The 21,835-nt window shown below is 71.3% G+C and carries 12 protein-coding genes; 4 read left to right on the forward strand and 8 right to left on the reverse strand.

The features are described from left to right. Positions 1 to 40: 40 nt before the first annotated feature. From ACZ5K7_RS08865 to mfd, 5 genes are all read right to left on the reverse strand, one after another. Entirely contained in the window at positions 41 to 1,528 is a 1,488-nt protein-coding gene (locus ACZ5K7_RS08865) for a protein kinase domain-containing protein (RefSeq protein ID WP_351706846.1), read from the reverse strand. A gap of 38 nt (positions 1,529 to 1,566) precedes the next feature. After that, complete coding sequence (locus ACZ5K7_RS08870) at positions 1,567 to 2,172, reverse strand: hypothetical protein (RefSeq protein WP_468912062.1); 606 nt, start codon at positions 2,170 to 2,172, stop codon at positions 1,567 to 1,569. Positions 2,173 to 2,626: 454 nt separating this feature from the next. Continuing rightward, positions 2,627 to 3,343, reverse strand: a complete 717-nt coding sequence (locus ACZ5K7_RS08875) for an HNH endonuclease family protein (RefSeq protein WP_468912064.1) — start codon at positions 3,341 to 3,343, stop codon at positions 2,627 to 2,629. A gap of 265 nt (positions 3,344 to 3,608) precedes the next feature. Beyond that, positions 3,609 to 5,987, reverse strand: a complete 2,379-nt coding sequence (locus ACZ5K7_RS08880) for a hypothetical protein (RefSeq protein WP_468912066.1) — start codon at positions 5,985 to 5,987, stop codon at positions 3,609 to 3,611. 132 nt (positions 5,988 to 6,119) lie between these two features. Then, positions 6,120 to 9,653, reverse strand: a complete 3,534-nt coding sequence (gene mfd / locus ACZ5K7_RS08885; protein ID WP_468912068.1) for a transcription-repair coupling factor — start codon at positions 9,651 to 9,653, stop codon at positions 6,120 to 6,122. Between the two features lie 362 nt (positions 9,654 to 10,015). On the opposite strand from mfd, the gene ACZ5K7_RS08890 reads away from it, so the two are divergent. Further along, entirely contained in the window at positions 10,016 to 13,090 is a 3,075-nt protein-coding gene (locus ACZ5K7_RS08890) for an NACHT domain-containing protein (protein WP_468912070.1), read from the forward strand. A gap of 177 nt (positions 13,091 to 13,267) precedes the next feature. On the opposite strand, the gene ACZ5K7_RS08895 is transcribed toward ACZ5K7_RS08890, so the two are convergent. Further along, a complete protein-coding gene (locus ACZ5K7_RS08895; RefSeq protein ID WP_468912072.1) occupies positions 13,268 to 15,847 on the reverse strand; it encodes an ABC transporter permease in 2,580 nt (859 codons plus the stop codon). Then, entirely contained in the window at positions 15,844 to 16,632 is a 789-nt protein-coding gene (locus ACZ5K7_RS08900) for an ABC transporter ATP-binding protein (RefSeq protein ID WP_351706627.1), read from the reverse strand. Before ACZ5K7_RS08900 ends, ACZ5K7_RS08895 begins: the two co-directional genes overlap by 4 nt. 458 nt (positions 16,633 to 17,090) lie before the next feature. On the opposite strand from ACZ5K7_RS08900, the gene ACZ5K7_RS08905 reads away from it, so the two are divergent. The 3 genes from ACZ5K7_RS08905 (at position 17,091) to ACZ5K7_RS08915 (ending at position 20,838) form a co-directional block, all read left to right on the forward strand. Then, positions 17,091 to 18,584 (forward strand): MFS transporter, encoded by a 1,494-nt coding sequence (locus ACZ5K7_RS08905; protein WP_468912074.1) that lies wholly within the window; start codon positions 17,091 to 17,093, stop codon positions 18,582 to 18,584. A gap of 227 nt (positions 18,585 to 18,811) precedes the next feature. Further along, positions 18,812 to 19,222, forward strand: a complete 411-nt coding sequence (locus ACZ5K7_RS08910) for a DUF485 domain-containing protein (protein ID WP_351706633.1) — start codon at positions 18,812 to 18,814, stop codon at positions 19,220 to 19,222. After that, positions 19,219 to 20,838 carry a sodium/solute symporter gene (locus ACZ5K7_RS08915; RefSeq protein ID WP_351706636.1) on the forward strand — a complete coding sequence of 540 codons (1,620 nt, stop codon included), beginning with the start codon at positions 19,219 to 19,221 and terminating at the stop codon, positions 20,836 to 20,838. The genes ACZ5K7_RS08910 and ACZ5K7_RS08915 overlap by 4 nt, the downstream gene beginning before the upstream one ends. A gap of 96 nt (positions 20,839 to 20,934) precedes the next feature. Here ACZ5K7_RS08915 and ACZ5K7_RS08920 read toward each other — a convergent pair whose 3' ends face one another. Next, complete coding sequence (locus ACZ5K7_RS08920) at positions 20,935 to 21,822, reverse strand: cellulose-binding protein (RefSeq protein WP_450972859.1); 888 nt, start codon at positions 21,820 to 21,822, stop codon at positions 20,935 to 20,937. Positions 21,823 to 21,835: the final 13 nt, after the last annotated feature.

The raw sequence follows: 21,835 nt of genomic DNA on the forward strand, positions 1-21,835 counted from the left end.
GAATCCAGGGAGCCGGACCAGGGCCTCCCGGTCGCGAGGGCTAGCGCCGCACCTGCCCCAGCCACTGCAGCGTCCGCCGGACCTCGCCCGCCATGGGATGACCGGGCCCGTGCAGCCGTTCCACGTCGAACAGCAGCCGGGTGAGCGTGTCGTGCGCGGCCGGCCGGTCGCCGAGCGCGAGCAGCAGATGCCCCATCCGGCGGCGCACGTCGTGCGCGAGCTGCGGATCGCCGGACACGTACTGGTTCTCGTAGTACGGCAGCAACGCGCGGTACTCGGCGAGCGCCGCGGCCGGTTCGCCGAGCTGTTCCAGGCACTGGGCGGTCTCGTAGCGGAAGCGCAGGGACTGAGGGTCGGCCTGGCCGGCCTCGGCGGCGCGTTCGTCGGCGAGCCGGCGCAGTTCGGGCAGCGCGCGCCGGTACTGGCCGTCGTCCATCAGAGTGGCCGCGTACTGCTTGCGCAGGGTGCGTACGACCGTGGAGCGTTCGCCGTGCTGGTCGGCGGCGACCGGCAGGATCGCGCCCAGGATGTCGACGGCCTGGGTGATGCGCCCCTCCCCGAGCAGCCGCTTGACCTCGTCGACGGCTACGGCGACCTCGGGTCTTCCGGGTACGGCGGCCACGGGGGCGGCGGGCTGGGGCGCGGGCATCCGCGCGCGGTCCGGCCAGGGGGCGTGCGGGCGCAGGAAGGGGCGCGTGGGGTCCAGGGGTGCCCCGGTGTGCATGCCGCGGGCGGGCAGGAGCGGGACGAGGTTCTCGTACACCTCCTGCGCCGAGCCGGGCCGGTGCTGCGGGTCCTTGGCGAGCAGCCGCAGCACGAGTGCCTCCAGCGCCTCGGGCACCTCGGGGCGGAGCCGGCGCACCGGTACCGGCTGCTCGTACAGATGCCGGTGCAGCACGCCGAGCGAGGTGGAGCCGGCGAACGGCACCTCCCCGCTGAGCAGCTCGTGCAGCAGCACCCCGAGCGCGTACAGGTCCGTGTACGGGCCGACCGCGCCGCCCATCGCCTGCTCGGGCGCCATGTAGGCGGGCGAGCCGATAGGGGTGCCGGTGTGGGTGAGGCGGGTGGTGTCACTGTCCATCACGGAGGCGACACCGAGGTCCAGGACGGTGATGGTGCCGTCCTGCTTGACCATCAGGTTGCGCGGCTTGAGGTCGCGGTGGACGATCGGCACGGCGTGCACGGCGCTCAGCACGGCGCACAGTTGCGCGGCCACCGCGACCGCCCACGGCCACGGGTACGGATCGTGCTCCGCGAGGTGCCCGGCGAGGTCGGTCCCGTCCACGTACTGCATGACGAGGAACAGCTCCTCGCCCTCGGTGCCCGCGTCGTGCACGGTGACCAGGCCGGGGTGGTCGACCTGCGCGGTCACCCGGCACTCCCGCAGGAACCGGCGGCGCAGTTCGTCGGCGTCCGCGCCCGCCACCTTGTCGGGGCGCAGCAGCTTCACCGCCACGCGCCGGTCGAGTCGCTGGTCGTATGCCGTCCAGACCTGGCCCATGCCGCCCTGCCCGATGAGCGTGGACAGCTGGTAGCGGTCGGCGACGACCCGTCCTGTCGCCACGGTCACCTTCCGCCCTCGTCCTGGCCGTCGTGCTTGCGCAGGTAGTCACTGAGCTCGTCGAGCTCGGCACGCACCTGGTCGATCCGCGCGGGCGCCGGACGCTGGGGCGGCGCGGGTATCGGGGGCTGGGAGAGCGGCGGCCGCGGAACCGGGGGCACGGTGTGCGGGGGCGGGGTGCCCAGGGGCGTCGTCGCCGTGGTGTACGGGGAGGCGGGGGGCGGGTAGCCGTACGTCTGCGCCGGCGCCTGCGCCGCGTACGCCTCGCGCTGCCGCTGGAAGTGGCGTACGTCGGCGGCGAGGTAGTAGACGATCGTGGCCAGGAGCGTGCCGAACAGCAGCGTGATCCCCAGATAGCCGCCGGCCGTGTGCACGTCGTCGCCGGGTTCGGTGGCCAGCAGCACGATGCTGAGGATGTCGGCTACGGCCACCGCCACCAGCAGGCCGTAGTCCGCCGATCTGCGGGTCACCACGGCCAGCCGCAGCATCATCACCCAGGCCAGGAAGCCGACGCTGAACACCCCCATCGCCACGAACACCACGCGCAACAGGACCAGTACCGCATCGTGCGGCGGCCGCTGCACCGGCTGCGCATGGCCCTGGCCTTGCATGATCGCTCCTGTATTGCCTGAAATAGGGCGTACGTGCCCGTCCGATGCGTCCGCGTGCGGACAACACCGGTCGCGCGGTGGTCGCATCGAGCATATGGCCCGACACCGACGCGCGGCCCGGGTTGTATCGAACCGTTGTGTGGCGAGCGCGGGGCGCGGACGCCCACGCCTCGGCGCGGGCCGTCGAAAGGGGTTGCGCGGACGAGTGGTGCGCGCGGGCGCGGGCGCGCGCGTCAGAGGGGGCGGGCGTGCGCCAGGAGGCGCGTGTCGAGTGGTGTGGCGTGCGGTGTCGGAGCGGCGGGTGCGTCCACACGGTGGGCACGGCGTGCACGGCGCGCACGGCGCACCCGCGCGCACCCCGGTTCGCAGCGAACCGGGGTGCGCGCGCCGGGTACCCGACGGCGCCCGCGGTGCCGAACGGTTTCGCCGCGGCGCCGATGCGCGAGCCGTCGCGTCAGTGGGCCTTGAACCGGGACGGCGCCTTGGTCGGGTTGCCGCCCGCGGGGAGCTTCTGGCCGGGGCAGGTGACGAGGACCTTCTTCATCGCGGCCTTCTCGGCGGCGGTGACCCACAGGCCGTACTTCTTCTTCACGGCCACCTGAGCGGCGACATAGGTGCAGCGGTAGGCCTTGTCGGACGGCAGCCAGGTGGCCGTGTCGCCGTCGCCCTTGCCGCGGTTGGCACTCGCGTCGACCGCCAGCAGGTTGAGCGGGTCGTTGGCCAGGGCTATGCGCTTGCTGGCGTCCCAGTACTTGGCGCCCTTCTGCCAGGCGTCCGAGAGGGCGACGAGGTGGTCGATGTCGACCAGGCTGCGGCCGCGCTTGTAGGTGACGTCCTTGCCGGAGTAGGGGTCCGGGTCCAGCACGCCGGAGGAGACCTTGCAGTCGCCGTCGGTGAACTTCACCTCCTTCAGGTCGCGCTTGAGTATGTCGTCCCGGGTGTCGCAGGAGTTGGAGTCGGTGTCCGCCCAGGCGGAGCCGAACTTCTCCCGGGTGTAACCGGTCTTCGGTGCCCGGCCCTTGACGGTCAGCGCCTCGGCGGCGGTCAGCGCCGCTCCCCCGCCGCCCGTGCCCTGGGCTCCCGGGCTCCCCTTGTCCTGCAGGTCCTTGCAGCCGGCCACGGCGAAGATCATGACGACAGCGATGACCGCCCCGCCCCTCAGACGCGTCACGTGCGCCCCCTCTTCTTTTTTTCCGCCTCCACACGGGCGGATCTCTCCTGGCTCACGGTAGCCGTCGCACGGTTCACGCCGAATGGGACCAAAAAGGGATCAACGATAAGCAATTCCCCTTTATTGGAACCACTTTGACGTACCGGGAGAAGCCCGAGCGGTACGCCTTCGCGCCCGCTCACACCACGCCACGGCCGTACGCCGTACCGCACGCCTTGCCGGTCCGCGGCGCGCCAAACCGCCCGGGACAGGCGCCGTGCCGCGGTCAGTGCAGTATCGGCGGGCCGAAGGTCGCCGTGGCGGTCGCGTCGACGGCGAGGTCCGGTGTGCAGGGGTTGTAGAGGCCGGTGCAGGGGCTCGACCACCCCTTGAAAGAGAAGCCGGTGTCGGTGATGGTCGCGGTCAGGGCCAACTCATCGGTCGTGACGTCGAACTCGCAGTTCCACGTGTCGGCCGGGCCGTCGCAGGCCGCGTCGGCGGGAACCCCGTCGATGGTGACGTGCCGGTCGGACGCGCCCACGAGGGCGACCGTGAGGTGGACGTAGCCGGTGCCGGTCAGGGCGGCCGTGACGGTGTTCTTCCCCGAGGTGACCGTCAGGGCGCCGCTCGCGGGCCCCGTCCTGGGCGGTGAGAACTCGACGGTCACCGTGCACGTGGCCCGGGCGGCGAGCCGGTCTGGGCAGGTGCTGCCGATGGCCGCGAACCCGGAGTCCTGCGGCGCGGCGACGGAACCGAGTTCGATGGCCTGGTTGTTGGGATTGGTGACGGTGAAGTCGAACTCCGCCGGGTTCTCGGCCGGTTCGACGTGCTCCAGGCCGAAGTCATGTGCGGACGGGCTGACCAGGGGCGCGGCGAGCGTCACGCGCGTACCGCCGTTGCCCGAGGTCGTCCGGCCCGTCGTGGTGCTCCCGTTCCTCCCGTTCGTGGTCTGCCCCACGGTCGTACCGAGACTCGTACCCCGGCTCGTACCACTGGCCGTCCCGTCGCTCGTCCCCTCGCTCGTCCCGCTGTTCGTCCCACCGGCCGCCGTGTCACCGCCCACCGCCCCGCCGTCCGTCCCGCCGTCCACCGCGGACCCGGAGGACGCTCCCGAGGGGCCGTCCCCGCCGCCCGCACCCCCCAGCGCCCGCCCGATCACCGTGCCGATCACCAGCACCGCCACCACCGCGGCGACCGCGGTCAGCACCCGCCGCCAGGTCTCCTGCCTCCTCGGCGGAGCGGGCGGCGACGGTGCCGGCGGGGCGGCTTCCAGGAGGGCGAGGTTGGCGGCAGTGACCGCCGCGCCCGCCGTGTCGCCCAACTGGGTGCGCAGGTCGAGTGCGCGCCGGAGCAGGCGCCGCGCGTGCTCGGTGCGGTCGTGCAGGAAGTGCTGGACGCCCTGCTGATGGGTGAAGTACGCCTCGGCGGCCCGGTCGCCGACCGCCTGGGCCGCCGTGATGCCCTGCGCGAGGGTCTGCTGCCAGGCCTGCCAGTGCCCCTGCACGAAGAGCACGCGTTCGAGGGCGGTGACGATCTCGACGACCGTCTGCCACTCGCGCTGTTCGGCGGCGATGCCGAGCAGGCCGAGCGCCGCCTCGGCGGCCCCGCGCGCCTCCTCGCCCGCCGGGTCGCGGGAGGCGAGCCAGGCGGCCAGCGAGCGCACGGCGGAGGCGAGTCCGATGGAGCGGTAGAGGATCCGGCGGTAGGGCTCGGACTTGCAGACCGGTAACCCGAAGCGGTCCTCGCGCTGTTCGGCCAGGCCGCGTGCGGCCAGCGTCTCCAGGGTCTCGGCGACGTACGCGAGATCGGCCATCTGGGCGAGCAGGCCGGCGGGCAGCAGGACGCCGCCGACCAGGGTGAGCACCGCCAGCGCCCGTCTGGCCTGGGGGCCCACCGCCGAGATGCTCAGCTCGTCCAGGACCGCCGGGTCGGACTCCGCGCGGGTGGCCAGGTCGGCGAAGGTGCGCCCGTCGAAGCGGACGAGGGCGGCCGCCTGTCGCAGCGCCAGCGGCTGTCCGCCGACGGCGGCCACCAGCCGTCGTACGGCGTCCTGTTCCGTGTCCGGTATGAAGCGGCCCAGTTCACGCGAGAGCAGGGCGAGGGCCGGGGCCTCGGTCAGTCCGGGCAGCGCGTGCGAGGTTCCGAGCGGGCCGAGCGCCGGGGTATCGGTACCGGTCAGCAGCGCGCAGCCCGGCAGCACCCGCCGCAGGTACGCGAGGTGTTCCGGGCCGTAGGGCACGTCGTCGAGTACGACGGTTCCCTGGACGTTGCCGAGCGCCTGGGCGCACTCCTGGGTGCCGAGCCGGGTGCCGCCTGGGCCTGGGTAGACGTAGAACTGGCGCATCAGGTCCTGGAGCAGGTCCTCCAGTTCGGTGCGGCCCACGCGCGTGTAGGTGCCGCCGAGGGCCGCCGCGTTTCGCAGGAGGGTGGTCCTGCCCGCCCCGCAGGGCCCGGTGAACTCGACCGCCCCGCGCTCGCGCATCGCCCTGTGCACCAGGTCGAGCTGGTGCGCGCGGCCCACGAGATACGGCGGCGGGCCGGCCCCCGGTCCGTGCGGGAGCCGGACGGGCCCCGGGCCGGGCGGGCGCAGTGGCAGGCGCGTGACGCGCGCGCCGTGCCCGTCGGTGAGTATGACGCCGAGATTGCCGAAGACGACGCTGTTCATTCCTCCCCCTGGGAATGAACGGGGCACCTGGCAGGCGCCGATGCGTCAACGATGGGGAGTGGGCGCGGCCAGTGTCAAGGAATCCGACAAAAGCCGCGCCTCAACGGTCCCGCGACTCCGGGACCGACGGTCCTACGACCCCAGCACCGACGCCAGGAACTCGCCGACCCAGCCCAGCAACTCCCGTCCCACCAGCGGCTTTCCGCCCACCTTGGCGGTCTTCGGGCGGGGCACCAGCACCTGGTGGGCGGCCGGCTTGATGACGGTCCCCGGGTACAGACGCTTGAGCCGCAGCTCCTGCGATTCGCGCAACTCGACCGGAGCGAAACGGATGTTGGTGCCCTGGAGCACGATCTCGCCGACGCCGCACGCGCGGGCGAGCATCCGCAGCCCGGCGACGAGGAGCAGGTTCTCCACCGGCTCGGGCAGCTTGCCGTAGCGGTCGGTGAGTTCCTCGCGGACCGCCTTGACGTCCTCCTCGGAGTTGGCGGAGGCGATGGACCGGTAGGCCTGCAGGCGCAGCCGCTCGCCGGGCGCGTAGTCGTGCGGGACGTGCGCGTCGACGGGCAGTTCGATCTTGACTTCCAGCGGCGGCTCCTCCTCGATCGCCCCGGTCTCCAGCTGCCGCCGGTAGTCCGCGACCGCCTCGCCGACCATCCGGACGTACAGGTCGAAGCCGACGCCCGCGATGTGCCCGGACTGTTCGCCGCCGAGCAGGTTGCCGGCGCCCCGGATCTCCAGGTCCTTCATCGCCACGTACATGCCGGCGCCCATCTCGGTGTGCTGGGCGATGGTGGCGAGCCGTTCGTGCGCGGTCTCGGTGAGCGGCTTCTCCGGCGGGTACAGGAAGTACGCGTACCCGCGCTCCCGCCCGCGGCCCACGCGGCCGCGCAGCTGGTGCAGCTGGGACAGGCCGAAGGTGTCGCCGCGTTCGACGATCAGGGTGTTGGCGTTGGAGATGTCGATGCCGGACTCGACGATCGTCGTGGAGACGAGGACGTCGAACTTCTTCTCCCAGAAGTCGACGACGACCTGTTCCAGCGCCGACTCCGACATCTGGCCGTGGGCGGTGGCGATCCGCGCCTCGGGGACGATCTCGCGGAGCCGGGAGGCCGCGCGGTCGATGGACTCGACCCGGTTGTGGATGTAGAAGACCTGGCCCTCGCGCAGCAGTTCGCGGCGGATGGCGGCGCCGATCTGCTTCTCCTCGTACGGGCCGACGAAGGTGAGCACCGGGTGCCGTTCCTCCGGCGGGGTGGTGATCGTGGACATCTCACGGATGCCGGTGACCGCCATCTCCAGGGTGCGCGGGATCGGGGTCGCGGACATGGTCAGCACGTCGACGTTGGCGCGGAGCTTCTTCAGCTGCTCCTTGTGCTCGACGCCGAAGCGCTGCTCCTCGTCGACGATGACCAGCCCGAGGTCCTTGAACCTGGTCTCCGAGGAGAACAGCCGGTGGGTGCCGATGACGACGTCGACCGCGCCTTCCTTGAGGCCCTCCAGGGTGGTCTTGGCCTCGGTGTCGGTCTGGAAGCGGGAGAGCGCCTTCACGCTCACCGGGAACTGCGAGTACCGCTCGGAGAACGTCCCGAAGTGCTGCTGCACCAGCAGGGTGGTGGGCACGAGGACGGCGACCTGCTTGCCGTCCTGTACGGCCTTGAAGGCGGCCCGGACCGCGATCTCGGTCTTGCCGTAGCCGACGTCGCCGCAGATCAGGCGGTCCATGGGGACCGACTTCTCCATGTCGTCCTTGACCTCGGCGATGGTGGTCAGCTGGTCGGGGGTCTCCGCGTACGGGAAGGCGTCCTCCAGCTCGCGCTGCCAGGGCGAGTCGCCGGCGAAGGCGTGGCCGGGGGCGGCCATGCGCGCGCTGTAGAGCTTGATCAGGTCGGCGGCGATCTCCTTGACGGCCTTCTTGGCGCGCGCCTTGGTCTTCGTCCAGTCCGCGCCGCCCAGGCGGTGCAGGGTGGGCGCCTCGCCGCCGACGTACTTGGTGATCTGCTCCAGCTGGTCGGTGGGGATGTACAGCCGGTCGCCGGGCTGGCCGCGCTTGGCGGGGGCGTACTCGACGACCAGGTACTCACGGGTGGCGCCCTGGACGGTGCGCTGCACCATCTCGATGTAGCGGCCGACGCCGTGCTGCTCGTGGACGATGTAGTCGCCCGCCTCCAGGGTGAGCGGGTCGATGGTCTTGCGGCGGCGGGCGGGCATCCGGGCGCCGTCCTTGCCGGCCGCCTTCTGGCCGGACAGGTCGGTCTCGGTGAGGACGGCGAGTCTGAGCGCCGGGTCGACGAAGCCGTAGTCGATCGAGCCGCAGGACACATGCACGACCGAGGGGCTCAGCTCGCCCAGGTCGACGTCGAGGCGGGCCGCGATGCCCTCGCCGCCGAGCACCTCGACGGTGCGGGAGGCGGGACCGTGGCCCTCGGTCACGTACACCGTGCGCCAGCCGTCGGCGAGCCAGCCCTTGGTGTCGGCGAGTGCCTTGGCGGTGTCGCCGCGGTAGGTCTCCGGGGCGTGCATGCCCAGCTTGAGGGTGTCGGCCGCAAGCTCCTCGTCGGCGGCGAACGGCGACACCGACCACCACATCATGTCCCGCTCGCGCGCCCGCTCGCGGACGTCCGCGATGGACCACAGGGAGGCCGCGCCGACGTCGATGGGCGCCTCGCCGCCGCCCGCGGTGGCCGCCCAGGAGGCCTGCAGGAACTCCTGGCTCGTCGCCACCAGGTCGGCGGCGCGCGTGCGGACCCGCTCCGGGTCGCAGACGACGGCCATCGCACCCTTGGGCAGCACGTCGAGCAGCAGTTCCATGTCGTCGACCAGGACCGGGGCGAGGGACTCCATGCCCTCGACCGCGATCCCCTCGGCGATCTTGTTCAGCAGCTCGCCCAGCTCCGGGTGCTGTTCGGCGAGGGCACGCGCGCGTGCCCGGACGTCGTCGGTGAGCAGCAGCTCGCGGCAGGGCGGCGCCCACAGGCCGTGCGCGGCGACCTCCAGGGAGCGCTGGTCGGCGACCTTGAAGTAGCGGATCTCCTCGACGTCGTCGCCCCAGAACTCGACGCGCAGGGGGTGTTCCTCGGTGGGCGGGAACACGTCCAGGATGCCGCCGCGCACGGCGAACTCGCCGCGCTTCTCGACGAGCTCCACGCGCGCGTAGGCGGCGGCCGCGAGGGCTTCCACGATGTCGTTCAGATCGGCGCTCTGCCCGGTGCGCAGCGCCACCGGCTCCAGGTCACCGAGGCCCTTGACCTGCGGCTGGAGCACGGACCGTACCGGCGAGACGACGACGGAGACCGGGCCGGTCTCGGGGTCGTCGGAGCTCGGGTGGGCGAGGCGGCGCAGCACGGCGAGGCGGCGGCCGACGGTGTCGCTGCGGGGGCTGAGCCGCTCGTGCGGGAGCGTCTCCCAGGAGGGGTACTCCACGACGCCCTCGGAGGGCAGCAGCGTGCGCAGGGCGGCGGCCAGGTCCTCGGCCTCGCGGCCGGTGGCGGTGACCGCGAGCACGGGGCGGCCGGCCTCGCGGGCCAGGGCGGCGACCGCGAGGGGGCGGGCCGCAGGGGGGCCGACCAGGTCGACGTGCATGCGGTTGCCGTCCGCGGCCGCCTTGATCGCTTCCGCGAGTGCGGCGTCCTTGAGGACGGCGTCGAGCAGACCGTGCAGGCTCATTCAGGCGGCTTTCGTTGGGGGGTGGGCAACGCGAAGTGCCCGGCGCGGGCTGCGACCGGGGGGTTTCCAGCGTACGTCGACGCGTCGGTGTGTGCCGGGGCTGTGGATAACCTCCGTCGCCCTGTGCGGCACGTGCGTTTCGGTGGCCGTACCAGGGGGCTCCGCCCCTGGACCCCCGAAGCCTATGCCCGCGGCCGCCACCCGGCCCGGTCGGTCGAGAGGCCGGGCCCGAGAAGACACACACCCGGCGCCGGGGAGTCCCCCAGGACTCCCCCGGCGCCGTTCTTGTCCACAGGTCGGGCGATGTCCCGGCTCGATCGATAAGGTGCGTGGCACTGTCACACAGAATCCGGGGGGAATCGGTGCAGAGCACAGGGGAATCGCCGGCCGAGAAGCCGACGCCGGACACTCCCGCCGGGGTGTTCCGGCTCATGGAGGCCTCGTACGCGTCCGGAAGCAGTCCGCGCAGCATCCACGAAGGCTTCTCCGTTTTGGACTTCGAGCTGAGGTTCCTGGCGCTGCTGGCCGCCGCGACGGTACGGGCGGCCGGACTGGCGGCCGCGCCCGTCGGCCGTTCCCCAGGCCTCGGCGAGTGGACCGGCTACCTGCGGCGCGCCCGTCAGCAACTGGACAACTGCGTGACGGTGCCGGCCGGCCACGTGGGCCGAGCCGTCGGCAAGGTCCTGGACCTCTACGACCAGGGTGTTCCGGGTGCCCCCAGGGAACTGCGCGATCTGAAGCGGTTGCGCGATCACATCAGCCACGGGGGGCCGCTGCCCGCCGGGGAAACAGAGCTGGCCACACTGGACGAGCTGGTCCACTCCATCGCGGACGCGGTCACGGAGTCCCTGATCCCTGCCGAACTGGTGCTGCACGAGGGCGGCTCAGGAGAACTGCGGCCGTCGTTCGTCTGGGACGGCGACGAAGTGTCGCTCTGGCCGTTCGTCCACGTGAAGCCCCGTGGCGTCTGGCACCTCTTCTCCAAGTTCACCCGCGCGCACCCCACCTTCCTCTGCTTCGGGGGCGGATCGGTGAACAGCTCTCCCTCCGACGAAGCGGTCCAGTCGGCGCTGCACCCCCTTCTCAAAGCGAAGAAGGCGGAGAACGGCACGCTGGAATACTTCGTCAAGGATGTCGAGCAGGATCTCGACGGCTTCGCCGACGACGACTCCGAGCCCGTTTACGCCGATCACGACCAGGGTTTCGAGTTCTACTGGGACAAGGCGACCGGTGAGGGCACGGGAACCCAGCCCCGCCGGGACTACTTCCGGCTGGGCCCGAACAACACCCGTCAGTGGCGGGCGGAGTCGGACTGGGTCCCGTACACCGAATATCTGCGCTCACTGGCCAACTGGCCGGTGGTCGCGACTCGTCTGCGGCAGAAGCTGGAGCAGTTGGAGCGCCAGCTGGCGGAGGAGGAGCGGGACTCCCTGGGCTGGGCCTCCCGGGAACGCGTCACGACCCGGATGGCCAAGGTCGTCGTCTCCGACATGGACGGCAGCCATGAGGAGCCGCCCCAGACCTTCGCCGCGCTCATCGACGGTGTCGACCAGGACCTCCAGGCCAACCGGGGCCAGACGCAGGTGGTCTTCATCAACGGCGAGGCGGGGATCGGCAAGACGCGGGCGATGCTCGACGCGGCGAAGACCCGCACTCTGGAGGTCGAGCAGGCACTGCAGGCGGGTGAATCCTCGGACCGGGCCCTGTTCCTGTACGTCCGCTCCACCGGCCAGGTGCTCGACAGCCTCCGCACCGTGGTGGACAGCGCCGTCGCGTCGACCCGGAACCTCACCGACAAGGGCGTCAAGGCACTGTGCCGCAACGGGTTGATGACCCTGCTCATCGACGGGTTCGACGAGTTGCTGGGCGGCGTGGGATACAGCGACGCGATCGGGTCGCTACGGCCCTGGCTGGACGAGCTCGGCGGCCGGGGCGTCGTGGTGGTGTCGGCCAGGTCCTCCTACTACATGGGCCAGTACCGCTCCAGCGTCGAGCGCGCCAACGAGCAGGGAATGCCCTTCGTGCGCCACCGTGTGGCGACGGTGCAACGCTGGTCGCCCCAGGACGTCACGTCGTTCCTGGACGAGTACGGAGTCCCGCGCGAGAGCCTGGACCGGCTGTCCGAGCCCGACCGGCAGCTGCTGGGGCTGCCGTTCTTCGCGCACGCGTTCGCGGAGATGACGCTCAACCCCGACGAGCGAGTGATAAAGAGCAACGCGCTCGCCGAGCGACTGCTCGACAAGTACGTGGCGCGCGAGGAGCGCAAGCTGACCGGCCAGGGGGACGCCGCCCTCCTGACCAGCGCCGAACTACGGCGCATGTTCGAATACGTCGCGGAGTTCATGGCAACCCATGAAGAGCGCGAGGCGGACATCGGCGAGCTGCAGGAGGCGGCCCAGTACGCCATCGAGGAGGAGCTGTCCTCCCGGCGCCACCTCAAGCAGCGGCTGCCCGTACTCTGCGGACTCACGGCGGCTTCGGACGACACGTCCGCCTCACGTTTCCGTTTCCAGCACGAGCTGTTCTTCGACCAGTTCCTGGCCGGCGCCGCGAGCAGCTATCTCCTGGAGGGACACGCCGCCGTGTTCCAGGGGATGCTCAAGCAGTCCCCTTGGCGGTCCGCCACCGTCACGGGGGTCGTCGCCACGGCCGGGCAGGGGCGGGTCGCCCGCGCCATCGCTGACTTCGCGCCCCGTATCCAGCGCACGGAGCAGCAGATCGAGTCCACCGTCGCGGCCACCAACCTCGGCGCCCTGTGGGGAGCCGTGATCAAGGAGACGGGCCGTATGCCGAGCGCGGACATACACAACGCCGTGTTCGCCGACGAACTCGACCTGTCCAAGGTTCAGGACGTGGACACACGCATCGTCGGATGCGAGCTGGCCGGGCTGGTCCTGCCCGCGTCGGGCGGCTGGACCCTGCGGCTCGACAACACCAGTGTCAAGAAGATCAGGGTGAGCGGCTCGCCCTCGGACCTCGCCGGGTTGCGCGGTGTGCGCCACTCCGATCTGGTGGAACTGCTGCTTCCCAACAAGTTCCTGTACCGCAGGGAACACATCCTCGACGCCCTGCGACGTTACGGGGCAGAGGTCGCCGACACGAAGGACCGGGACGACGACCTTCCGCCCGTCGGGGTGCTGGCCGCACGCCACTATCTGACGACGATGGTCCGGCGGGTGGAGAAGTCCGTCATTCTCCGCAGCGACTACCAGCCGGAGGACGCCCGGCTGAAGTGGACCCACGAATACGGCCCGGACATCTGGAAGCGGTTCGTCAACGAGCTTCTGGACTCGAAGCTGGCCCACGACGACACCTTCTCGGCCAGCGGGGAGCGCAAGATCCGGCTCCGGCTGAAGTGCAGCGCGGCCGCGATCCTCGCCAACGACGGAACGCGCCCCGGCACGGAGGAGTTCTGGAACCGGCTCGAAGCGAGCTGACGTCCCCCGCGGGCAAAAAGCCCGGCACCGCGGAGTCCCCCAAGACTCCCCGGCGCCGGGCCATCCCCCGCAACCCCCGTATGCGGTGGTCTCTCAGTCGGTCCCGTCTCGGTCCCGTCAGTCCCGTCTCGGTCCCGTCAGTCCGGTCTCGGTCCCGTCAGTCCGGTCTCGGTCCCGTCAGTCCGTCGCGATCGCGTTCAGGACGTTCATGCGGCCCGCCCGGAACGCCGGGACCAGTGCGGCGAACAGGCCCACGAAGGCCGAGCCGAGGAAGACCCCGATGATCGTCGGCCAGGGGATCTCCAGGACCTTCAGGCCCTGCAGGGCGAGCAGCTTCTGGGCGGTGGCGCCCCAGCCCATGCCGAGCCCCAGGCCCAGCAGGGCGCCGAAGAGGGCGATCACCACGGACTCCATGCGGATCATCCGGCGCAGCTGCCGCCGCGACAGACCGATCGCCCGCATCAGGCCGATCTCCCTCGTCCGCTCGACCACGGAGAGCGCCAGGGTGTTCACGACACCGAGGACCGCGACGATGATCGCCAGGGCGAGCAGCCCGTAGATCAGGTTCAGCAGCTGGCCGATCTGGTCCTTCAGCGCGTCCTTGTAGTCGGTCTGGTCACGCACGGTGTACTGCGGGTATTCGTGCAGCGCGCTCTTGAGCGACTTGTACGCGCTGTCCTGCTGCCCGTCCTTGGCGGTGGCGAAGACCAGGTCGTCGAGCGGCATCTTGTCGGCCGGCACGTACTTGGCGAGCGTGGCGATCGACATGTACTTGGATCCGGCGTCGATGAGACCGTCGCTGCTGGTGATCGCCCGGACGGTCAGCCGGGCCGTCCGCCCCTCCTTGAACTTGAGGGTGATCTTCGAGCCGAGGTGGATGCCGTGCGCCTTCGCGAACTTGTCGTGCACGGACATCGAGTCCGGCAGATAGGCGTCCGCGAGGTTTCCGGCGACGGTCTTGGTGCGCAGGTCGGTCGCGTACGTCGGGTCGGCCGCCGTGATGTCGGTGTCCTTGAGCGTCTTGCCGTCGGGGGTGGTGTAGTCGGCCTCGGTGACCCGGTACTCGGTGACCCGCGCGAGCCCCGGGGTGTCCTTGACGGCCTTCACCGCCTGCGGGGTGATCCGCTGGCCCCTGTCGGACTGGATGATGAAGTCCGTGCCGACGGTCTTGTCGAGCTGGTCGGTGGCGGAGGCGACCATGGAGGAGCCGACCACCGAGAGACAGGCGACCAGCGCGAGCCCGATCATCAGGGCGGCGCCCGTCGCACCGGTACGGCGCGGATTGCGCAGCGCGTTGCGTTCGGCCATGCGTCCGACGGGGCCGAACATCCGCAGCAGGACGGTGCCCAGGACCCGTACGACGGCGCCCGCGAGCAGCGGGCCGATGACGACGAACCCGATCAGCGAGAGCACGATGCCGAGGCCCAGCCAGGCGGCGCCCTGCGACGCCTTGTCGGCTTCCGCGGCCAGGTAGAGGCCGCAGCCGCCGCCGGCCGTCAGCAGGAGGCCCAGCAGGGCGCGTACGAGGCCCGCCCTGGCGTCGGCGGGGGCGCCCGCGTCGCGCAGCGCGGCCATCGGGGAGACCTTGCCGGCGCGGCGCGCGGGCAGGTAGGCGGCCAGGACGGTGACGACGACCCCCAGGACCAGGCCCAGCGCCGGGGTCGTCCAGGCGACCGTCAGATCGCTGGTCGACAGGTGCATGCCTATCGAGCCCATGAGCTTCATCAGCCCGACCGCGATGCCGACGCCCGCGCCGACCCCGAGGACCGAGCCGACCACACCGAGCAGCAGCGCCTCGACGAGCACGGACCGGTTGACCTGGCCGCGGCTGGAGCCGATGGCCCGCATCAGGCCGATCTCGCGGGTGCGCTGGGCGACCAGCATCGAGAAGGTGTTGATGATCAGGAAGATGCCGACCAGGAAGGCGATCCCGGCGAAGCCGAGCATCGCGTACCTCATGACGTTCATGAAGCCCTCGACGTCCTTCTGGTTCGCGTCGGCGGTCTCCTTGGCGGTCTGCACCTGGTAGCCGGCGCCGAGTTCGCCGGTCACGTTCTTCTTCAGCTGCGCGTCGGTGACACCGGACGCCGCCGTCACGTTGACGTTCGTGAAGACACCGCTCTGCCCGACGAGCGTGCGCTGCGCGGTCTTCGTGTCCAGGTAGAAGATCGCGGCACCGGGGTTGGTGACGGTGAAGTCGGCGATGCCGGAGATCTTCGCGGTGTGCGTGCCGACCGCGCTGATCACGCCGATCTCGTCGCCGAGCCCGAGGTGGTGCTTGTCGGCGGTGTCGGCGTCCACCATGACCTGGCCGGAGTTCTCCGGCGCCGCACCGGAGGTGATCTTCATGGTGCGGGCGTCGTTGGAGTTCCAGCTGCCGACGATGGTCGGCGCCCCGCTGGACGGCGACAGGCTGTCCTTCTCGGCGTCGACGACGGTCACGGACGTCGAGAAGACCGTCCCCTCGGCCGCCTTGACGCCGTCCGCCGCACGGACCTTGGCGACCACCGAGGCCGGCATGACCGGCGGCTTGCCGTTGTCGGAGGTCGTCTCGCCGGTGTCGGAGGCGCCCTTGGCGCTGACCGTCACATCGGACGAGGTCGCCGCGAACAGCTTGTCGAACGTCGTGTTCATCGTGTCGGTGAACACCAGCGTGCCGCACACGAACGCCACCGACAGCAGCACGGCGACGGCCGACAGGGCCATGCGTCCCTTGTGCGCGAAGAAGTTGCGCCTGGAGGTCTTCATGACGGTCATGACGTACGCCCCCGCGCGTCGAAGTCCTTCATGCGGTCCAGGACGGTGTCCGCGGTCGGCTTGAACATCTCGTCCACGATCCGGCCGTCGGCGAGGTAGAGCACACGGTCCGCGTAGGAGGCGGCCACCGGGTCGTGCGTGACCATCACGATCGTCTGCCCCAGGTCGTCGACGGAGCTGCGCAGGAAGCCGAGGACCTCCGCGCCCGCGCGGGAGTCGAGGTTTCCGGTCGGCTCGTCACCGAAGATGATCTCGGGGCGCGCGGCGAGGGCGCGCGCCACGGCCACGCGCTGCTGCTGACCGCCCGAGAGCTGCGTGGGACGGTGCTTGAGCCGGTCCGCGAGCCCCACGGTGTCGACCACGCGCCCCAGCCACTCCCTGTCGGGCTTGCGCCCGGCGATGTCCATGGGGAGCGTGATGTTCTCCAGCGCGTTCAGCGTCGGCAGCAGGTTGAACGCCTGGAAGATGAACCCGATCCGGTCCCGGCGCAGCTTCGTGAGCTTCTTGTCCTTCAGGCCGGTGATCTCGGTCTCGTCAAGGTAGATCTGACCGCTCGTCACGGTGTCGAGTCCGGCGAGGCAGTGCATCAGGGTGGACTTGCCGGACCCCGAGGGGCCCATGATGGCGGTGAACTGGCCCCGCGCGATGTCCACGTCGACGTGGTCGAGAGCGACGACACGGGTCTCTCCGGACCCGTACGCCTTGACGACCTGCCGCGCCCGCGCGGCAACGGCCGTACGCCCTCCAGTACCCCCGTGCCTGGGAATGGTCACAGCCGATGTCACGGTATGTCTCCTAAGTCGGTCAGCGAATGAACAGCGAGGTGCCGCGCTCCGCTGCGAAGCGTTTGGGAAGCGTTTGGTACGACGATGAGTCTCGCGGTGCACGGCGTCGCTCCGCGCTGGTGCGAAGCCCCGTCTTTCCCGGGGGGTAAACCCCACCCCCGCCGGTTCGGTCAACCGCCCCCCGGCGGCGTAAAGCCAGGTTAAGGACGGCAGGGGCGCCGTCTCCTCCTCCGGCGGTACGAACCCTCCCCGAGCCGTAGTACGGAGAACCCCCTAGGGGAAGTCCACCGCCGAGTGGAGTCCTTCTCCGGGTCCGGCTCCACCCTTCGGCGCGGTCAGCCTCCCCCCTCTCCGCGCGTGAGGGTCAAGCGGATGCGCTCTCCCGCCAGGTCGGGGCGGATGGGAAGCTGTCGCACGCGACATAGATGCAAGGGGAACGCATGGGGAGAGGATCCGGCGTGGAGAACACCAGACCCGCGATACGCGCGGCCGGGCGCGATGCCGGAACGGGCCGGCGGGGGGCCGTGGTGGCCGCCCTGATGCTCGCGATGGCCCTGGCCGCGCTCGACTCCACCGTCGTCTCCACCGCCGTACCGCAGATCGTCGGCGACCTCGGCGGGTTCTCCGTCTTCTCCTGGCTGTTCTCCGGCTACCTGCTGGCCGTGACGGTGACGCTGCCGGTGTACGGCAAGCTCTCCGACACCTTCGGCCGCAAGCCGGTACTGGTCGCGGGGGCCGTGGTGTTCCTACTGGGGTCGCTGCTGTGCGCGGTCGCCTGGAACATGGCCGCACTGATCGCGTTCCGGATCGTGCAGGGCCTCGGCGGGGGCGCACTGCAGGGCACCGTGCAGACCCTGGCGGCCGACCTGTACCCGCTCAAGGAGCGCCCCAAGATCCAGTCCAAGCTGTCCACGGTGTGGGCGGTCTCCGCGGTCGCCGGACCGGGGCTCGGCGGGGTGCTGGCCACATACGCGGACTGGCGGTGGATCTTCCTCGTCAATCTGCCGATCGGCGCGGCAGCGCTCTGGCTGATAGTGCGTCATCTGCACGAGCCGGAGCGCGCGCCACGCACGCCCCCGCGGGTGGACTGGGCGGGCGCGCTGGCGGTCTTCGCGTGCGGGGGCGTGCTGCTGACGGCGCTCGTGCAGGGCGGGGTGGCGTGGGCGTGGTGGTCCGCGCCGTCGTGCGCGCTGTTCGCCACCGGGCTCGCGCTGGTGGGGCTCGTGATGTGGATCGAGCGCCGGGCCGCGGAACCGATCATCCCGGGTTGGGTGTGGCGCCGCCGCACGATCGCGGCCGTCAACCTCGCGCTCGGCGCGCTGGGCCTGCTGATGGTGGCGCCCACGGTGTTCCTGCCCACCTACGCGCAGTCGGTCCTCGGCCTCGCGCCGGTGGCCGCCGGATTCGTGCTGTCGGTGTGGACGCTGAGCTGGCCGATCTCGGCGGCCTTCAGCCAGCACGTGTACCGGCGCATCGGCTTCCGTGACACCGCGCTGCTCGGCATCGGCGCGGCCGCGCTGGTCCTGTTCGCCTTCCCCTTCCTGCCCTACCCCGGCGCCGCCTGGCAGCCGACGCTGCTCATGCTCGTGCTGGGCGGTGCGCTCGGCCTGTTCCAGCTGCCGCTGATCGTCGGCGTGCAGTCGACGGTGGGCTGGGAGGAGCGGGGCACGACGACCGCGTCGGTGCTCTTCTGCCGGCAGACCGGACAGACGATCGGCGCCTCGGTGTTCGGCGCGATCGCCAACGGGGTGCTCGCGGCCCACCTGGGCGGCGCCGGCGACCTCGACTCCGTCACGCGCGCACTGGACGACGGAACCGCCTCCGAGTCCACCCGCCACGCGATCGCCGACGCGGTCCACGCCGTGTACTTCGGGGCGGCGTGCGCGGCGGCACTGGCGTTCCTAGTCCTGCTGTTCGTGGCACCGCGACGCTTCCCGGTCCTCACCGACTGACGCCTGACCCTGCGTCAACACGGTCCCCGGGAACCGACGCCCACCCCTCGGTTAACGCGGGTAACACCCGAGGTCAGACGCCCTCTCGTCCAGTAAGCGCATACCGGTCGGCCAGTTGGCGAAAAACACCGCGAGCCCCGGCTACTTGCGAGTAGGGTGCGTGACCCCGCTCCCTCCTCTCCCTGCGGTCCGCCGCCACGGACCCGAGCCACGCAAGGAGCACCGGGATGTCCCAGGACCCTTCCCCGCGCGATCCGTCGTACCTCACCTACCCCTGGCAGCCGCTGCCGCCGGAGCCGCCGAAGCCCCGTCACGTGCCGCACCGGGAGCCGGTCGGCCACCACAGCGACCTGCGGGTGCTGCGCGGCGCCTACCGCCTCCAGCGGCGCACCGCGACCCTCACCGCGCTCGGCTACTTCACCCTGTTCCTGATGCTGTCCGCGTTCGCCCCGCGCGTGATGACGAGCACGGTCGCCGACGGCGTACCCGCCGGCCTGCTCCTCGCCCTCCTCCAACTGCCCGTCACCTGGCTGGCGATCGCCCTGTACGAGCACACCGCGCGCCGCCACGTCGACCCGCTCGCCGACCGCATCCGCAGAACGGCCGAGCTGGACGCCCGGCGAGGAGCCGCGCGGTGACCGGCTTCAGCGACTCCGCGCAGTCCATGTCCTTGGTGTCCCTGGTCGCCTTCACCGCCGTCGCCACGCTCACCCTCCTGCTGTGCGTACTGACCGGCCCGGACCGAGACGACCTCGACGCCTTCTACACCGGCTACGGCTCCCTCTCCCCGCTGCGCAACGGCCTGGCCATCGCCGGCGACTACATCTCCGCGGCCACCGTCCTCGGCACCGGCGGCGTGATCGCCCTGTGCGGCTACGACGGCGTCGTCCTCGCCCTCAGCACCGCGCTGTCGCTGATGCTGCTGATGTTCCTGCTGGCCGAACCACTGCGCAACGCGGGCCGGTTCACCATGGGCGACGCGCTGGCCCGGCGGATGCCCGGCCGGTGCGTGCGGATCACGGCCTGCGCGGTGACCATCGCCGCCCTGCTGCCGCTGATGCTGGTCCAACTCGCCGGCGCCGGCCAGCTGATGGCGTTCATCCTCGGCTTCTCCGACGAGTCCGTGCAGACCGGCTGCGTCATCGGCCTCGGCGCGCTGATGATCAGCTACGCGGCCATCGGCGGCATGAAGGGCACCGCCCTCATCCAGATCCTGAAGATCGTGATGCTGCTCGGTTCCGGCACGGTGGTCGCCCTGCTGATCCTGCGCCGTTTCGACTGGGATCCCGGCGCGCTGCTCACCGCGGCGGCCCGGGGCAGCGGCGCCGGAACCGCCTACCTGCACTCCGGACTCCAGTTCGCCGCCGGGCCCAACCCCCGGCTGGACATGATCAGTTCGGAGCTGACCATCGTCCTCGGCGGCGCCTGCCTGCCGCACATCACCATGCGCATGTACACCGCCGCCGGCGCCCGCCAGGTCCGCCGCTCGATGTCCTGGGCCGTGTCGAGCGTCGCCCTGTTCGTCCTGATCATCAGCGTCGTCGGCTTCGGCGCCACCGCCCTGGTCGGCCGCACCGCCATCACCGCCGCCGACCCGCAGGGCAACACCGCCTATCTGCTGGGCTCCCGCGCGGCGTTCGGAGCCGACGTCTCGACGGCGGGAACCCTGCTCTTCACCACCGTCACCACGGCGATCTTCCTCACCCTGCTCGCCTCCGTCGCCGGCATGATCCTCGCTTGCGCCAACTCCCTCGCCCACGACGTCCTCGCGACCCGCGCCCAGGAGACACCGGCCCGGCGCGAGATGAAACTCGCCCGCGTCTGCGCGCTCGCCATAGGAGTCCCCACGATCCTGCTGGCGACCCTGGTCCAGCACCACAGCCTGCAGCCCCTGGCCACCCTCTCCTTCTGCCTCGGCGCCTCGGCCCTCGCCCCCGCCCTGGTCTACGGCCTCTTCTGGCGCCGCTACACCCGAACCGGCCTGATGTGCACCCTCCTCGGCGGCACCCTCACCGTGCTCCTCCTGATGCCGGGCACGAACCTTGTCTCCGGCTCACCGGGCGCCGCCTTCCCGCACGCCGACTTCAACTGGTTCCCCTTCACCACCACCGGCATCGTCTCCATCCCGGCCGGCTTCCTCCTGGGCTGGCTGGGGACGGTCGTCTCCGGCCGGCGCGGGGCGGCGGAACAGCGCCGACAGTACGAGGCGGTGGAGGGCTGGATCCTCGCGGGAGCCGGGCGCCGGGGGGCTTGAGCGGAACGGGTGCGGTAGGCCGGGCTGGGCCGGCGGCCTGCGGGCGGGGGCGTGAGGGGGGAGGCGTGAGGGGGGCGTGAGGGCGGGGGCGGCGCGCTAGTCGGCCGTCGCGCGCCCCGTCAGGGTCATGAGGCTGTCGCGCATGTGATCCATGTGCGCCTGTACGTCGTCCCAGGTCTCCCCGTGCTCGCGCAGCACCCGCTCGGTCTCCCGCGCGATGCGCTCCTCACGGACCCGCGCCTCCGCGAGGATCTCGTCGGCACGCACCCGGGCCGCCTCCTGGGAACGGTGCTGCCACTCCTCCGCCTCGCCCAGGGCCCGCTTCGCCTCGGACAGGGCGGCCTCCGCGCGGGCGATGCGGTCGGCCATCTCCGCATCGGCCTCGGCGGCGCGCGCGGCCTCCTCGTCCTCCGCCGCGATCCAGCGTTCGGCGTGCTCCTTGGCCTGCTCGGCGAGCATCCCCGTGGTGCGCTGCCGCACCTCGCGCAACGCCGCGAGGGCCTCACCGCGCATCTCCTTCACCTCCAGCCGAGCGCCGATACGGATCTCGTCGGCCTCGGCACGCGCGGCGAGAAGCAACTGACGGGCACGCTCCTCGGTGTCCGCGCGGAGCGCGTCCGCCTCTTCCTGCGCCGCACAGCGCTCGTTCTCGGCGCACGTCTCCGCCTGCACAACCCCGTCGGTCAGAGCGCGCCGGGCGTTTTCACGGACGGCCGACGCCTCGTCCACCACGAGCCGGAACACCCGCTGCGCGCGGTCCCCGAGCGTCTCGTAGGTCTGGGGCGGGAGCTGCTCGACGACGGCACGCATCCGCACGGCCTCCGCCTCCATCTCCTTGGCGAGCACGGTGAGCCGCGCGGCACGCTCCCAGGCGGCGTCCCTGTCCAGCGAGAGCGCCACCAGGAACGCGTCGATCTGCTCGGGGCGGTAACCACGCCCCCGGACGGTCACGAAGCCGTACGGCGACATCGATGCGCTGCTCACCCTGGAACCCCTC

The sequence above is a fragment of the Streptomyces sp. NPDC031497 genome (assembly GCF_055580905.1).

What these genes read in the sequence shown, in the direction of transcription:
- ACZ5K7_RS08870 (WP_468912062.1), bottom strand. Translation starts at nt 2,172, where the DNA reads ATGCAAGGCCAGGGCCATGCGCAGCCGGTGCAGCGGCCGCCGCACGAT.
- ACZ5K7_RS08880 (WP_468912066.1), bottom strand. Translation starts at nt 5,987, where the DNA reads ATGAACAGCGTCGTCTTCGGCAATCTCGGCGTCATACTCACCGACGGG.
- mfd (WP_468912068.1), bottom strand. Translation starts at nt 9,653, where the DNA reads ATGAGCCTGCACGGTCTGCTCGACGCCGTCCTCAAGGACGCCGCACTC.
- ACZ5K7_RS08895 (WP_468912072.1), bottom strand. Translation starts at nt 15,847, where the DNA reads ATGACCGTCATGAAGACCTCCAGGCGCAACTTCTTCGCGCACAAGGGA.
- ACZ5K7_RS08910 (WP_351706633.1), top strand. Translation starts at nt 18,812, where the DNA reads ATGTCCCAGGACCCTTCCCCGCGCGATCCGTCGTACCTCACCTACCCC.